14 protein-coding genes are annotated in these 14,916 nt (G+C 37.7%); 12 read left to right on the plus strand and 2 right to left on the minus strand.

Annotated features, from left to right (window positions below):
• Positions 1-231: 231 nt before the first annotated feature.
• From FZ940_RS07075 to FZ940_RS07090, 4 genes are all read left to right on the plus strand, one after another.
• Positions 232-1,026, plus strand: coding sequence for an HrcA family transcriptional regulator (locus FZ940_RS07075; RefSeq protein ID WP_085658273.1), 795 nt, complete (start codon positions 232-234; stop codon positions 1,024-1,026).
• Positions 1,023-1,565: a nucleotide exchange factor GrpE gene (grpE, locus tag FZ940_RS07080; RefSeq protein ID WP_084042087.1), complete on the plus strand. Its 543-nt coding sequence runs from the start codon at positions 1,023-1,025 to the stop codon at positions 1,563-1,565. Before FZ940_RS07075 ends, grpE begins: the two co-directional genes overlap by 4 nt.
• Before the next feature lie 35 nt (positions 1,566-1,600).
• Complete coding sequence (gene dnaK, locus FZ940_RS07085; protein ID WP_087578979.1) at positions 1,601-3,475, plus strand: molecular chaperone DnaK; 1,875 nt, start codon at positions 1,601-1,603, stop codon at positions 3,473-3,475.
• A gap of 128 nt (positions 3,476-3,603) precedes the next feature.
• Positions 3,604-4,035 (plus strand): trehalose-6-phosphate synthase, encoded by a 432-nt coding sequence (locus FZ940_RS07090; protein ID WP_148822041.1) that lies wholly within the window; start codon positions 3,604-3,606, stop codon positions 4,033-4,035.
• A 51-nt stretch (positions 4,036-4,086) separates the two neighbouring features.
• Here FZ940_RS07090 and ppk2 read toward each other — a convergent pair whose 3' ends face one another.
• Positions 4,087-4,896: a polyphosphate kinase 2 gene (gene ppk2, locus FZ940_RS07095; RefSeq protein ID WP_087578978.1), complete on the minus strand. Its 810-nt coding sequence runs from the start codon at positions 4,894-4,896 to the stop codon at positions 4,087-4,089.
• Between the two features lie 105 nt (positions 4,897-5,001).
• Here ppk2 and dsbD point away from each other — a divergent pair, with 105 nt between their 5' ends.
• Positions 5,002-6,732 (plus strand): protein-disulfide reductase DsbD, encoded by a 1,731-nt coding sequence (gene dsbD, locus FZ940_RS07100; protein WP_148822042.1) that lies wholly within the window; start codon positions 5,002-5,004, stop codon positions 6,730-6,732.
• On the opposite strand, the gene nth is transcribed toward dsbD, so the two are convergent.
• Positions 6,725-7,366 (minus strand): endonuclease III, encoded by a 642-nt coding sequence (gene nth, locus FZ940_RS07105; protein WP_103560638.1) that lies wholly within the window; start codon positions 7,364-7,366, stop codon positions 6,725-6,727. The two genes, dsbD and nth, sit on opposite strands and share 8 nt — an antisense overlap.
• A gap of 95 nt (positions 7,367-7,461) precedes the next feature.
• Here nth and FZ940_RS07110 point away from each other — a divergent pair, with 95 nt between their 5' ends.
• The 7 genes from FZ940_RS07110 (at position 7,462) to FZ940_RS07140 (ending at position 14,739) form a co-directional block, all read left to right on the plus strand.
• Positions 7,462-8,280 carry a peptidylprolyl isomerase gene (locus FZ940_RS07110; RefSeq protein ID WP_148822043.1) on the plus strand — a complete coding sequence of 273 codons (819 nt, stop codon included), beginning with the start codon at positions 7,462-7,464 and terminating at the stop codon, positions 8,278-8,280.
• A 15-nt stretch (positions 8,281-8,295) separates the two neighbouring features.
• The gene (gene fbaA / locus FZ940_RS07115) at positions 8,296-9,360 is read left to right on the plus strand and encodes a class II fructose-bisphosphate aldolase (RefSeq protein ID WP_021092185.1); all 1,065 of its coding nucleotides are present in this window, start codon (positions 8,296-8,298) and stop codon (positions 9,358-9,360) included.
• Positions 9,361-9,364: 4 nt separating this feature from the next.
• A complete protein-coding gene (locus FZ940_RS07120) occupies positions 9,365-10,678 on the plus strand; it encodes a MotA/TolQ/ExbB proton channel family protein (RefSeq protein ID WP_148822044.1) in 1,314 nt (437 codons plus the stop codon).
• A complete protein-coding gene (locus FZ940_RS07125; RefSeq protein WP_148822045.1) occupies positions 10,675-11,766 on the plus strand; it encodes an OmpA family protein in 1,092 nt (363 codons plus the stop codon). The genes FZ940_RS07120 and FZ940_RS07125 overlap by 4 nt, the downstream gene beginning before the upstream one ends.
• The gene (locus FZ940_RS07130; protein ID WP_148822046.1) at positions 11,759-12,610 is read left to right on the plus strand and encodes a pyridoxal-phosphate dependent enzyme; all 852 of its coding nucleotides are present in this window, start codon (positions 11,759-11,761) and stop codon (positions 12,608-12,610) included. Before FZ940_RS07125 ends, FZ940_RS07130 begins: the two co-directional genes overlap by 8 nt.
• Entirely contained in the window at positions 12,607-13,899 is a 1,293-nt protein-coding gene (gene hisD, locus FZ940_RS07135; RefSeq protein ID WP_148822047.1) for a histidinol dehydrogenase, read from the plus strand. Before FZ940_RS07130 ends, hisD begins: the two co-directional genes overlap by 4 nt.
• Before the next feature lie 84 nt (positions 13,900-13,983).
• Positions 13,984-14,739, plus strand: a complete 756-nt coding sequence (locus tag FZ940_RS07140) for a flagellin (RefSeq protein ID WP_187422151.1) — start codon at positions 13,984-13,986, stop codon at positions 14,737-14,739.
• Positions 14,740-14,916: the final 177 nt, after the last annotated feature.

The following is a 14,916-nucleotide window of genomic DNA, read 5'->3' on the forward strand; positions in this document are numbered from 1 at the left end:
ACGTAAAAACGTATAAAAATATTAGAACGTAGAGGTAATATAAAAGATTTTTAAGTTTGTTTAATTATTTTTTGTAATTTTATTTTTGGAAAGACTTATACAATTAATATTAAAGAAGCTTAGTTATATAGACTAAAGATATATAAATAAATTATTTTAACTTAAATACTTGACATTGACAAACTAAAGTTGTATAATCCGCTTAGCAATTAAAAAGAAAGAGTGCTAAAAGTGAGTAAAACAAATAAACGTGATTTGATACTAAATTCTATCATCGAGGCTTATTTGCAGGACAATATGCCTATTGGTTCAAATGAGCTTGGCTCTCGTATGAGCGCGGCTATTCCGGCTTCTACGATACGTGTTTATTTTAAAAAGCTTTCAGATGAAGGTGAGATCACAAAGCTTCACATTAGTGGCGGTCGGATCCCAACAATCGCTGCGATGAGAAGATATTGGAGTGAAATTTTTGCTATAAGTGATATAAATTTAGAGATAAATGATGCCGAAGGGCTAAAAAAACTATGTGATGAATTTGAGCTTTATTGTATGATTTTTGGCACAATCGATAATGAGTTGCTAGAAATTTTAAATTTAAATAATAGATATATGATCTTAAATTTTGGTGAAGATGAGATCGTTATTAAATTTGATGCTAGGATGTATAAATTTTTAAGTAATCTTGCTGGAGTTAGTTTAAACAAGCTTGAGCTCATCTGCTCTCAAGTTGGCTTAAGCGAACTAAAAAGTAAAATAAGAGAGCTTAAAAGGACTAAAATTTACTTCCAAGAAAACGAAATTTTAGCCTTTGATATGTTTAAGGATAGACGTTTTAAGATGGTTTTTGACCCAAGTTTTAGTCTGCAAATGGATGAAAAACTTACATTTTCTCCTATGTTTGATGAAAATTTTATGGGGCTCAAATTTAGTGCAAACTATCTTGGCAACGAAGCACAGATGATCTGTGCTGGCAGTATTTATACTGACTATGTGAAATTTATAAATCTAATAAAGGAGGCTGCGTGAGCGAAGAGGTAAAAGAGCAAAACCTACCTGAGGTTGAGCCTGTGCAAGAACTAGCTAATGATAGTGTAAATTTGGACGCACTTGGCGATATTTCAAAGGTTGAAAAACTTGAAAAAGAGCTCGGAGAAATAACTGATAAATATTATAGAGCAAATGCTGAGTTTGAAAATATCAAAAAGCGTTATGAAAAAGAAAAGACAGACGTTGCAAACTATGCAAATGAGAAATTTGCTAGGGACTTGCTACCAGTCATCGATGCTCTTGAGATCGCTGCAAATTTTGATCCAGAGGATGATGAATTTGCCAAAAAGATCAAAGAGGGTATTTTGATAACTATAAATCAGTTTAAAAAATGCTTTGAAAAGCATGGCGTAAGCGAGATACCAACTGATACTGAGTTTGATCCAAGCGTGCATAATGCCGTTTTAAGGGTCGATAGCGAGGAGAAGCAGAGTGGTCAAATCGTACAAGCCTTGCAAAAAGGCTATATGATAAATGGTAGGGTTTTACGCCCAGCTATGGTCAGCGTGGCAAACTAAAATTATAAAAATAAAATCTAATAAAAAGGAAAAATATGTCAAAAGTTATAGGTATAGACTTAGGTACAACAAACTCTTGTGTGAGCGTTTTTGAGCGCGGCGAGAGCAAAGTTATCCCAAACAAAGAGGGTAAAAATACAACTCCATCAGTTGTTGCTTTCACAGACAAAGGTGAAATTCTAGTAGGTGACGTTGCAAAACGTCAAGCAGTTACAAACCCTGAAAAAACGATATATTCTATCAAACGTATCATGGGTTTGATGAGCAATGAAAAAAATGCTGAAGAGGCAAAAAGCCGCTTGCCATATCACGTTGTAGATAGAAACGGCGCTTGCGCAGTTGAGATCGCTGGTAAGGTTTATACTCCACAAGAAATTTCAGCAAAAATTCTTATCAAACTAAAAGAAGACGCTGAAGCATATCTTGGCGAGAAGGTAACAGATGCGGTTATTACCGTACCTGCATACTTTAACGACAGCCAAAGAAAAGCTACAAAAGAGGCTGGAACGATCGCGGGACTAAACGTACTTCGTATCATCAACGAGCCAACAGCTGCAGCGCTTGCTTATGGTCTTGATAAAAAAGAGGCTGAGAAAATTTTAGTTTATGACCTAGGTGGTGGTACGTTTGACGTTACAGTGCTAGAAACTGGTGATAATATTGTTGAAGTTTTGGCAACTGGCGGTAACGCATTCTTAGGCGGTGATGACTTTGATAACAAGATAATCGACTGGCTAGTAAGCGAGTTTAAAAACGAAAATGGTATCGATCTAAAAGGCGATATCATGGCACTTCAACGCTTAAAAGAAGCTGCTGAAAATGCTAAAAAAGAGCTAAGCTCAGCTCAAGAGACTGAGATAAATTTACCATTTATCACAGCTGATGCAACTGGTCCAAAACACCTTGTTAAAAAGCTAACTCGTGCTAAATTTGAGGGCATGATCGACTCACTTGTGGGCGAGACTATTACTAAGATAAACGAGGTAACAAAAGATGCTGGTTTAAATAAAAGCGACATCAAAGAGGTCGTAATGGTCGGTGGTTCAACTCGTGTGCCACTAGTTCAAGAAGAGGTTAAAAAAGCATTTGGTAAAGAGCTAAATAAGAGCGTAAACCCTGACGAAGTCGTAGCTATCGGTGCTGCTATCCAAGGTGCGGTTATAAAAGGCGATGTAAAAGACGTGCTACTTCTTGACGTTACTCCACTTAGCCTTGGTATCGAGACACTTGGCGGTGTGATGACAAAGATCATTGAAAAAGGTACAACTATACCAACTAAGAAGAGTCAAGTCTTCTCAACTGCTGAAGATAATCAAAGTGCGGTTACTATTATGGTTTTACAAGGTGAGCGTGAGTTTGCAAGAGATAATAAATCACTTGGAAATTTCAACCTCGAAGGCATCCCAGCAGCTCCAAGAGGCGTACCTCAAATAGAAGTTGAGTTTGACATCGACGCAAACGGAATTTTAACCGTTTCAGCAAAAGATAAAGCAACTGGCAAAGCTCAAAACATCACTATCTCTGGATCAAGCGGCTTAAGCGAAGAAGAGATAAACAATATGGTAAAAGATGCTGAGCTTCATAAAGAAGAGGACAAAAAACGCAAAGACGCAGTTGAGGCTAGAAATCAAGCTGACGCATTAGTTCATCAAACTGAAAAGAGCATGAGCGAGCTTGGCGAGAAGGTCCCAGCTGAGGATAGAAGCAACATCGAGGCTGCGCTAAACGATCTAAAAGAGGTCTTAAAAGATGAAAATTCTTCAAAAGAGCAAATCGATGCAAAAGTAGAAGCTCTAAGCAAAGCTAGCCACAAACTAGCAGAAGCTATGTATAAAAAAGATGAAAACGCTGGAGCAAACGGCGGAAATAATAAAAAAGACGACGACGTTATAGACGCTGAAGTCGAGTAAAACTTCTAGAGCAGGGCAGCTTGCCTTGCTCTTTTATAAATTTATCTTCATAAATCCTTAAGATTGATTCAAAATAAGTATTTTAAATAGTTAAAATTTATATAATGCCAAACAAAAAAAGGCAAAAAATGTATTTATTTTTTTTGATTACTCATTTAATTTGTGCCATTGTATTTATAGGATACGTTTTTTTCGATGTTTGCATATATCCGTTTGCTAAAAAAACGGTTGATGCTAAAACCCTTGAAATAGTTAAAAAGGCCTACACAAAAGGCAGCGCAAAGGTTTTTGGCACAGCATTTTTATTGCTTTTAATAAGTGGCGCTTATATGGCAAAAGACTATTTTGGAGGTAAGCTTGGCTGGTGGCAAAGCAACTTTCAAAAGCTACTGCTTGTAAAAATTTTTGTTTTACTCATAATGTGCCTTGTAACTTTTATCTCTGTTTTTAATGTCATTATTTTAAAAAAACCTGATCCATTTGGTAAATTTTCACATTTAATAGCTCTAGTGCTTTGCCTAATAATGGTCATTTTAGCAAAAGTAATGTGGTGGGCTTAAAAATTTAGCTAACAAATCTAAGCAAATCGCCAGCTAGAAGTTAAAAGTGTTCTAATCGATACTCTTTAACTTATCTTTATTTAGCCCTTCTTCTATGCGCTTTATCTCTTCACTTCCATCTCTTACGACGTTTTTGTCAAATTCCAAGTAGTCATTTATCTTTTTTGGATATTCAACGTGACTTAGGATAAATTTAAAGACATTTAGCCTAGCTTCTTTTTTGTTATCGCTTGAGACAATGACCCATGGTGAAATGCTATTGTGAGAGGCAAGAAGCATCGAATATTTAGCGATAGAGTACTGATCCCAAAGTTCTTGTGCTTTTTGATCAACGGGTGAAATTTTAAATTGCTTTAATGGATCATTTTGCCTCTCTTTGAAGCGTTTTTTCTGCTCATCCTTTGTGATTGACAGATAAATTTTAAAGAAAATTATGCCAGAGTTTATGATCATCTCTTCAAATTTTGGTACTTCACGTAAAAATTCCTTATGCTCTGCTTGCGTGCAAAAGCCCATCACTGGCTCAACACCAGCTCTATTGTACCAGCTTCTATCAAAGATCACGATCTCTCCAGCACTTGGTAGATGAGTCACATATCTTTGAAAATACCACTGCGTTTTTTCGACATCACTTGGCTTAGCAAGCGCTACTATACGGCAACCCCTTGGATTTAGATGCTCAGTTAGGCGTTTTATCGTTCCTCCTTTGCCGGCTGCGTCGCGCCCTTCCATTAGCATAAGTACTCTAAGACCTTTTTCTTTTACGTAATTTTGAAATTTTAAAAGTTCAATTTGAAGTAGTCTAAGCTCTTCCTCGTAGCCAAGCTTCTCGCTTTTTTGGTGTTTTTTGTCTTTTGACATCTTTGCTCCTTTAAAATTTCACATATTTTCACGATTTTACAATAAAATAGAATAAATTTAAGAATTTAGACTAAAATCATCTTTTTTAATTTAGCAAGGATTAGTATGTTTTTAAAATTTCTTTTTTCGCTCATTTTGTTTGCAGGCTCGCTTTTTGCTGAGGTTTTAGATGTTAGCAAAGCCTTTGTTTTAACTCCAAGCGTTGATAGTCAAAATGTTGAAGTGAAGTTTAACTTTGGTGAAAATATCTATCTTTATAAGGAGAGTTTTGAGATTAAGCTAGCTGGCAAAAAGATAAATGAGCTATTAAATTTGCCAAGTAGTGAAAATACAGGGGAATACGAAATTTATCCAAAAGATTTTTCGATTTTTATCCCATTAAATTTAGTAAAAGAAAATCTTTCAAATGGCAAAGCAATACTTGACATTAACTATCAAGGCTGTGCTAAAAACGGCATTTGCTACCGTCCACAAAGCAGAATTTATGAGATAACTGACCAAGCTGGAAAATTTAGTATCGCCACTTTTAAAAAAGAGCAAAAAAGCGATACCGACAGCTTTGCTGAAGAATTTTCTAGCGAGCAAGATATCGCAAATGGGCTTGGAGATAAAAATTTTTTTATCTCACTTCTTACTTTTTTTGGTTATGGTCTCTTGCTTTCACTAACACCTTGCGTCTTTCCGATGATACCGATACTTTCAAGTATAATTGTCTCAAAAGGTGCTAATTTAAATGCAAAAAAAGGCTTTTTATTATCATTTATCTATGTTGTCGCGATGAGCTTAGCTTACGCATTAGCTGGAGTGGCAGCTAGCCTACTTGGTTTTGGTATCGCAGGAGCTTTGCAAAACATCTATGTGCTCGGCGCTTTTGCGGCCATTTTTGTCATTTTAAGCTTTAGTATGTTTGGATTTTATGATATAAAATTGCCAGCAAAATTTGAAAATTTGATAAGTAAAAAATCGCAAAATAGTTCAGGCTATGTTGGAATTTTTATTATGGGTTTTGCCTCAGCTCTCATCGTATCACCTTGCGTAGCAGCACCATTAGCTGGCGCACTTCTTTATATCGCTCAAAGCGGAAATATCTTTTATGGTGGCATTATGCTTTTTATCATGGGGCTTGGCATGGGCGTGCCACTACTTATTATCGGGCTAAGCTCTGGAAAGCTCTTGCCAAAACCTGGTAGTTGGATGGATGAAGTGAAAAAATTCTTTGGTTTTTTGATGCTCATCATGGCGGTTTGGATCCTTGCACGTGTACTTGGAGAATTTTTTGAGCTATTAGGATATGGCATTATAGGCGTTTTTATGGCAGTTTATTTTGGGGCATTTGAAGTAGCAGAGCAAAGCTGGACTAAGTTTAAAAAAGCGTTTTTTATCCTAGTTTTTATATATTCAGTTATGCTAATAGTTGGTTCATTTTTAGGCTCAAAGGAGGCTTTTTCTCCACTTTCTGGATTAAATTTGGCAAAAAGTGATAGTGCGTTAAAATTTAATTCCGTTAAAAATTTAGATGAACTAAATGAGATAATAAAAAACTCAACCAAACCTGTTTTAGTAGATTTTTATGCTGATTGGTGTGTAAGCTGCAAAGAGATAGAAAAGATCACTTTTAAAGATAGCGATGTTATGGATGCTTTGGCAAATTTTACACTTATTCGTATCGATGTAACAAATGGTGGATCACAAAATGATGAGATGCTAAGAAATTTTGGACTTATTGATCCGCCTGCACTCTTGCTATTTAATGGTGGCAATGAGCTAAAATTTCTTAGAACTATCGGCTTTATAGATGCTAAAAATTTTCTAGCAAAGCTTGAGAAAATTAAATAATCTTATCCTTGCTGTTACAAAGATCATTTAAGATACACTCATGGCAAAGTGGCTTTTTGGCTTTACAGGTATAACGTCCAAAGAGCACCATGGCTTGATGAAGCTTACCAAGATCTGTTTTAAAGGCATGGCTAAGATCAGCTTCAGTGGCTTCTGGCGTTTTTGCATGGCTAAGATCAAGTCTATGTGCTACTCTAAAAACGTGCGTATCAACAGCCATAACATTTGCATTTGTAGCTTCTAAAAGCACGACATGAGCGGTCTTTTGTCCAACTCCAGCAAGCGCTTTTAGCTTCTCTTCATCAAGCGGAATTTCTCCATTATAAAGCTCAACCACGCTGTTTGCCATTTTGATTAAATTTGCCGCTTTGTTATTAAAAAAGCTACACGAGTTTATCATGAGTTTTAGACTTGCTAAATTTGCACTTGCTAGCTCAAAAACGTCTTTATACGCCTCGAATAGGGCAGGTGTGATCAAATTTACCCTTTTGTCGGTGCACTGGGCTGATAGCATGACGCAGACAAGTAGTTCATATAAATTTCTAAATTTAAGCTCACTTTTGGCGTCTTTAAACTCTTCTAGAAGTCTTCTTTTTATCTCTAAAATATCTTTTTTTGTTCTTTTTGTTCTCATTTTCGTATTTTACCTTATTTTCTTAAGTTAAATGAAAAGTTATCACTTTATTTGATATAATCTTGCCCATAAAATCAATTTTTTAAAGGATTTATATGAAAAAATTTTTGTTTCCAGCAGTTTTAAGTTTAGCTGCAGCTGTCACTCTAAACGCAGCAGTAGTTGCAACAGTTGATGGTGATGCTATAAGCGATAGCGATATTTCAAGCCTTTTATCGGCAGCTATGCCAGGATTTGACGCTAGCAAGCTTCAACCAAATGAGAAAAAACGTATAATCGACGATCTAATAAATAGAAAACTTCTTTTAAAAGATGCTAAGTCAAGCGGTATCGAAAAAGATGTAGAGTACATCAAAGCTGTAAAAGCTGCACAAGAAGGCATCGCGGTTGAGCTTTATATGAGAAAGCTTTTTGACGGCATAAAAGTAAGCGATAGTGATTTAAGGGATTTTTACAACAAAAATAAAGCTAGCATGAACCAACCAGCTCAAGCAAGAGCAAGACATATCTTAGTTGAAGATGAAAAAACAGCAAACGACATCATTGCTCAGCTTAAAAATTTAAAAGGCGAGGCACTAACTAAGAAATTTGCAGAGCTTGCAAGCGCAAAATCAATCGACAAAGGCTCAGCAGCACACGGTGGCGAGCTTGGCTGGTTTGGTCAAAGCCAAATGGTAAAACCTTTTGCAGATGCAGCATTTTCAATGGCTAATGGCACAGTTTCAACAAAACCAGTTAAAACTCAGTTTGGCTACCATGTTATCTTAAAAGAAGATGGCAAAGCTGCTGGCACTGTAAGCTTCGAGCAAGCAAAACCAGAGATCGAGCAAGCTGTAAAAATGGAGAAATTCCAAGCTGCTGTTAGACAAAAAAGTGAAGCTCTACGCCAAAAAGCAAAGATAGAATACAAATAAAATTTGGAGGATAAAATGGGCGTTTTAGATATCGTAAAACCTGGTGTTTTAAGCGGAGATGATGTAACAAAACTTTATGCTTATGCCAAAGAGCAAGGTTTTGCAATACCTGCTGTAAATGTCGTAGGTAGCGACTCGGTAAATGCTGTTTTAGAAGCGGCAAAGGTTGCTAACTCGCCTGTTATCGTTCAGTTTAGTAATGGCGGTGCAGGTTTTTACGCTGGTAAAGCCTGCGAAAATGCAGCCGTTCTTGGCGCGATCGCTGGAGCAAAGCATGTTCATTTGCTTGCTAAGGCTTACGGCGTGCCAGTCATTTTACACACTGACCACGCTGCTAGAAAGCTTTTGCCTTGGATAGACGAGCTAGTAAAAGCAAGTCATGAGTATAAAAAAACTCACGGCGTGCCACTTTTTAGCTCTCACATGCTTGATCTTAGTGAAGAGAATATCAACGAAAATTTAAGCACGTGCGAGAAGTATCTAAAAGAGCTTAGCGAGCTTGGCATAAGCCTAGAGATCGAGCTTGGCGTCACTGGTGGCGAAGAAGATGGCGTAGATAACACAAGCGTTGATAACGCACTTCTTTACACTCAGCCAGAGGACGTCGCGCTTGCTTATGAAAGACTAAGTAAGATAAGCGATAAATTTAGCATCGCAGCTAGTTTTGGCAACGTTCATGGTGTCTATAAACCAGGCAATGTCGTGCTAAGACCAGAAATTCTTAAAAACTCACAAGCCTATGTCGCTAAGAAATTTAACACAAAAAGCGACAAGCCAGTAAATTTTGTATTTCATGGTGGTAGCGGTAGCGAGCTAAAAGATATCAAAAATGCTGTAAGTTATGGCGTTATCAAGATGAACATTGACACCGATACGCAGTGGGCATTTTGGGACGGTGTGCGCGAGTATGAGGCCAAAAATAGAGCATACTTGCAAGGGCAGATCGGCAATCCAGAGGGCGAAGATAAGCCAAATAAAAAATACTACGACCCAAGGAAATGGCTAAGAAGTGGCGAGGAGAGCATGGTTAAGCGTCTTCAGACTGCTTTTAGCGACTTAAACTGCCTAAATAGGAACTAATCCTATGCAAAATCAAAATGATTTTAGTGAGCTAAGCGTACCAAAAGAGCGCCAAGCTCACTCTTTCTTTGTCTTTTTTAAAGTTATCTTTATCCCTTTAGCTATCTACATCTTGGCGATACTGGCGTATCTTGGCGTTATAAATTTTCAGATGAAGCTTCACACCATCGTGATGATGGGCGTTATACTCTTTGTTGCTTTTATATTTTCTCGCCACAGCGCCTTGGTCGCTTACTCAAATTTCTTAGCAAATGCTAAAGACTACAAGATAAGGCTAAAAGAATTTATCATCGCTCACCTTTTTGAAATTTCAAGCGTCAAAAAGGCAAACGCTAAATTTGAAGATTTTTTCGAGAGCTATACAAGAAATTTTAGAAATGACAACCTAGCAAACATCGGTCAAGCAGTCTTTCCTATGCTTGGAATTTTGGGCACATTTATCAGTATCGCTATCTCTATGCCAAGCTTTAGTTCAAGCACTGCAAACGGACTTGAAAAAGAGATCGCCATACTGCTAAACGGCGTGGCCACAGCGTTTTATGTATCGATATATGGCATATTTTTAGCGCTTTGGTGGATGTTTTTTGAAAAGATCGGCGTTAGTAAATTTGAGAAATTTTACAGCGAGCAAAAAGAGCTAAGCCGTGAGTTTTTCTGGCAGGAAAATGAGCTAAATGCAAATTTCATGAAGGCAAGTGTAGGCTACTTTAAAGATAGTCACGACGCCTTTAAAATGGTGCTTGATGATAAATTTGTAAAAGAGCTAAGCGAGCAGACAAATGAGAAATTTAACAGCCTAAAAGAGCTTTGCGAGGTTGAGAAAAATATCATCAATCAAAGCAAGGCCGAGCTTAGCGCAAGTTTAAAAATGCTAAACGAATCTGGACTAAAACAAGATGAATTTGTAAAAATCCACTCTGATATGCTAAAGGCAGTAAGCGCATTTTCTAATGCCTTTAAAGATATGGAGGTTAAAATTTTAACCGAGCATGCAAAGCTTGGCGAAATTTTTAGTAGAAATTTAAACGCTACAAAAGAGAGTCAGCTTAAATTTGAGCAGACTATCAAGGGCTTTGACAAGGTTTTAAGGGAATTTTCTTACTCACTCATGAAAGAGCAAAACGACGCACTAAAGGAATTTAGAGCCTCGCTCGTGGAGAGTGCTACGATATTTAAGGCGGCTTATGAGCAAGAGGGCAGGAGTTTGGAGCGTGAAAAAGAGCGTGAGAGCCTCATAGCTGAGCTTAAGAAAAACATAGACGAGATCGACAAAGAAGCAAATTCTGTAATAGAAAAAATCGAAAATCTAGTGCAATGAAAATAAACAAAAATAACGAGGATCAATCGAGCTTTTGGGTTTCGTACGCGGACTTGATGGCGGGTCTGCTCTTTGTTTTTATGCTGCTAATCGGCGCTGTCGTCGTAAAATACGTCCTAACTCAAAACACCCTTGAAAATAAAGAGCAAGCCATTATCACGGCACTAGCAAATTTAAAAGACGCTCAGGGTAAGAATTTCACCCTTGAAGAGCTAAATGAAGCCCTAAAAAGCGAGCTTTCAAAGATAAGCGACGAAAATATAAATTTAAAAAAATCAAATGAAATTTTTGTCATCCAAATAGACGCCCTAAAAGAAAAACTAGCCCAGCTCATAGAGCAAAACAAAGACGCAAATGCGAGCATAAAAGAGCTAAATGCTAGCATTTTTGATCTAAATCAAAAGATGATCGTGCTAAATGATGAAATTTCATCAAAAGATAGAGCGCTTAGCGACGCAAACGAAAGCAGTGAGAAAAATTTAGCCAAGATCGCCTTTTTGCTTGAGCAAGTGAGCCAAAGAGAGGCTAGATATGACGAGCTTTTAAGGGATCTAAACGTTACTCGCGATAGAGTTAAAAATTTAACCGGTATCAGAGTAAAAGTGATCTCAGCCATAAAAGATAGGCTAGGCTCAAGCATCGAGATCGATCCAAACTCAGGCGCGCTAAAGCTTAGCTCTTCAGTGCTTTTTGATAAAGGCAGTGCAGTCTTAAAAGAAGAGGTCAAAGAGGAGTTAAAGGCCGCGCTTAGTAAATATTTCGACGTACTTTTAAATGATAAGGATATAGCGTCAAATATTGATCAAATCATAATCGAAGGCTTTACAGATAGCGATGGAAGCTATATTTATAACTTAGAGCTTTCGCAAAAAAGAGCTTACGCGGTGATGGAGTTTATAAACTCATTTAGCGATGATGTGCGCCTTAGAAAGCTACTTGTCGCAAGCGGGCGAAGCTACAATGAGCTGGTTTTTAAAGACGGAGCCGAGGACAAGGATGCTTCAAGGCGCATCGAGATCAAGTTTTCACTCTCAAACAAAGAGGCTATCAACGAGATAGAGAAATTTTTGGAGTTTAAGGGTGATTGATAAAATTTGCTTAAGAGGGCGAGAATTTTGGCTTTTAAGAGATGATCTGTTAGGCGAGTTTAACGGCAACAAAGCAAGAAAACTAGAGTATTTTTTAAATGCTGATCTTGGCGCCATCAAAGCCATCGTTTCTCACGGCTCAAGCCAGTCAAATGCGATGTATAGTCTAAGCCTTTTTGCTAAACTAAAAGGGCTTAAATTTTACTACGTCGTCTCTCATCTAAGCTCAAATTTAAAGCAAAATCCAGTTGGAAATTTCAAATTTGCACTTGAAAATGGCATGGAAATTTTCGTAAAAGAAGAGCGTGAGAAATTTGCTAAAGAGCTAGCTAGAAGCAAAAATGCACTTTTTATAAACGAGGGCGTGGCGCAAAGCGAGGCTGAGTTTGGTTTTATCACGCAAGCAAATGAGATAAATGAGTGGAGCAAAAAAAGTGGCATAAGGCCTGATATCTTCTTGCCCTCAGGCACTGGCACAAGCGCATGCTACCTAGCAAAACATACCGATCTTAGAGTTTTTACAGCCCCTTGCGTGGGGGACAGTGACTATCTAAAAAAGCAAATTTATGAGCTAGATAAAGATAGCAAAGTGCAAATTTTAAATCCGCCAAAGAAGTATCATTTTGGGAATTTATACCCAGAGCTTTATGAAATTTGGCTAGAGGTTTGCAAAAGCGGCGTGGAATTTGACCTAGTGTATGACCCTGTTGGCTTTATCACGCTTTTTGCAAATTTAGATAAGCTTGGAGCTGAAATTTTATATATCCACCAGGGCGGAATTTTAGGTAACATTACACAAAGACAAAGATACGAGAGAAAAATAAAATTAAAGGAGCATGGATGAAATTTTTTCATAGCAGCGACGCTGATTTTGAGAGTAAATTTTTACAGCTTGTTAAACGAAGCGATAATGATATGAGCGCTGTAATGCCGGTGGTTGCTGGAATAATAGATGAGATAAGAAAAGATGGCGATAGTGCACTTTTTGCGCAGATAAGTAAATTTGATAAATTTAGCGTTACAAGTAAAAGCGACATAATAATCGATGTAAAAGAGATGGAAGCTGCCTATAATTCGCTAGATAACGCCTTAAGAGTAGCTTTAAATTTAGCTCACGATAGGATAAAAAGCTATCATGAGCGAACAAAGCCAAGTGACTGGACCTACAAAGATGAGCACGACATCTTACTTGGTGCAAAATACACAGCGGTTGACCGCGCTGGCCTTTATATCCCAGGTGGCAAGGCGGCATATCCTAGCTCACTTCTTATGAATGCGATCCCAGCGATTGTAGCTGGCGTAAAAGAGATCGTGGTTTGCACTCCAGCGCCAAATGGCAAGGTAAATACCTTGCTTCTTGCGGCAATGCACCTTTGTGGCATAAAGACAGCCTTTAAAATAGGCGGTGCAAGCGCGATCGCAGCGATGGCGTATGGAACTGCAACGGTGCCAAAAGTAGATGTCATCACAGGACCTGGCAATATCTACGTAGCTACTGCTAAAAAGCTAGTTTATGGCGATGTAAATATTGATATGATCGCAGGTCCAAGTGAGATAGGCGTTATCGCTGATGATAGTGCTGATTCTCGCCACATAGCTATCGATATGCTCTCACAAGCCGAGCACGACGAGATCGCAAGCGCCTTTTTGATAACGCCAGTGGAAGCTTTCGCAAGAGCGGTGCAAAGACACATCGAAGATGAGTTAAAGACGCTAAAACGTGAGCCGATCGCAAGTGCAAGTATAAGAAATAAAGCTGCAATAATAGTGGCAAAAGATTTAAAAGAGTGTTTTGTCCTTATGAATGAGCTTGCTGTTGAGCACCTAGAGATCGCTACAAACGATGCTTTAAGTTATATTGATGATGTGACTCATGCGGGCGCTATATTTTTTGGACACTTTACGCCTGAAGCGATGGGAGATTATATCGCTGGACCAAATCACACATTGCCAACTGGAGGAAGTGCGAGATTTTACTCGCCGCTTGGAGTTGAAAATTTCATGAAGCGAAGTTCGATCATTTCAGTAAGTAAAAAAGGTATCATGCATCTTGGCAAATCATGCATGCAGCTAGCTGAAGCTGAGGGGCTAACCGCTCATAAAAAATCAGTTGCAGTGAGGCTAGAAGAGTAAAGAAAAATGGATTTTATAGAGATTTTGCAACTTTTTATAGAATTTATAGTAGAATCCATGGCGAATTATTAAAAAGGAGTTGTTATGAAGTTAGGAACTTATATTGCAAACCAGGCTTCAGGAAACTATTATTTAGATCAAGCAAAAAATAGCGAGAAGAAAGCGCTAAATGCTATCTCTGCAAACAGCGAGATCAAAGCATCAGGTGCAAATTTGCAAATCGCAGAGAGTTTGCTTTCGCAAACAAATGTCTTGAACGAAGGTTTGGCAAATGCAAACGATATGATCGGTATGCTTCAAATCGCTGATTCAACGCTTTTAAATTTAAGTAAAAGTACGGATAGAATAGGTGAGCTTTCAAGTAAGCTTACAAATCCTACTCTCTCGGCAAATGAACAAAAAGGCATAAAGAGCGAAATCAACGCACTAAGAAATGCTATGAATGATAGCGTAAAAGAGGCTAAATTTAACGGTAAAAACGTATTTGATGCTGAGCTTGGATTTTTTACAGGCGAGAGTACAAAAAATATAAATTTGGGCACAAATGCTCTTTTAAATGTAAAAGATGACGGCTCAAATACAGGTGAAATTTTAAAAAATATAAATTCACTTCGCTCAGAGATCGGATCAACACAAAATGCTGTATTTAGAGGTATAAATGCTCTAGCCGCAAGAAGCGTGGCAAATGCTAATAGTGTAGAGAACCTTGATAGCAGCGACATCGCAAAGAGCTTGGAAGAAAATTTACAAGCAAATTTAAAACTTCATGCTGCGAGCTTAGCCAAAGCTCATGACACTACGAGCTTAGCTACAAAACTAGATAAACTTCTAGCTGAATAAATTTTTACCGGTTTTGTGCCGGTAAATTCTTTTTATCTAATTTTATTCTTTAAAAAATATTAAGTTTTTTGTATTTTTAAGTTGGTCTAATGGCTAAATGAGGGCTGAATCCAGCCTTTCAATAATAAAATCAATGTAGATTGTTAGTGAAATTTGTTGCTAAAAAATTTTTAAATT

The organism is Campylobacter concisus, from assembly GCF_902460415.1.
Lineage (GTDB): Bacteria > Campylobacterota > Campylobacteria > Campylobacterales > Campylobacteraceae > Campylobacter_A > Campylobacter_A concisus_Y.

Excerpts from the sequence above, each read along its gene's own strand:
- dnaK (WP_087578979.1), top strand. The coding sequence starts at position 1,601 with ATGTCAAAAGTTATAGGTATAGACTTAGGTACAACAAACTCTTGTGTG.
- FZ940_RS07090 (WP_148822041.1), top strand. The coding sequence starts at position 3,604 with ATGTATTTATTTTTTTTGATTACTCATTTAATTTGTGCCATTGTATTT.
- ppk2 (WP_087578978.1), bottom strand. The coding sequence starts at position 4,896 with ATGTCAAAAGACAAAAAACACCAAAAAAGCGAGAAGCTTGGCTACGAG.
- dsbD (WP_148822042.1), top strand. The coding sequence starts at position 5,002 with ATGTTTTTAAAATTTCTTTTTTCGCTCATTTTGTTTGCAGGCTCGCTT.
- nth (WP_103560638.1), bottom strand. The coding sequence starts at position 7,366 with ATGAGAACAAAAAGAACAAAAAAAGATATTTTAGAGATAAAAAGAAGA.
- FZ940_RS07110 (WP_148822043.1), top strand. The coding sequence starts at position 7,462 with ATGAAAAAATTTTTGTTTCCAGCAGTTTTAAGTTTAGCTGCAGCTGTC.
- fbaA (WP_021092185.1), top strand. The coding sequence starts at position 8,296 with ATGGGCGTTTTAGATATCGTAAAACCTGGTGTTTTAAGCGGAGATGAT.
- FZ940_RS07120 (WP_148822044.1), top strand. The coding sequence starts at position 9,365 with ATGCAAAATCAAAATGATTTTAGTGAGCTAAGCGTACCAAAAGAGCGC.
- FZ940_RS07125 (WP_148822045.1), top strand. The coding sequence starts at position 10,675 with ATGAAAATAAACAAAAATAACGAGGATCAATCGAGCTTTTGGGTTTCG.
- hisD (WP_148822047.1), top strand. The coding sequence starts at position 12,607 with ATGAAATTTTTTCATAGCAGCGACGCTGATTTTGAGAGTAAATTTTTA.
- FZ940_RS07140 (WP_187422151.1), top strand. The coding sequence starts at position 13,984 with ATGAAGTTAGGAACTTATATTGCAAACCAGGCTTCAGGAAACTATTAT.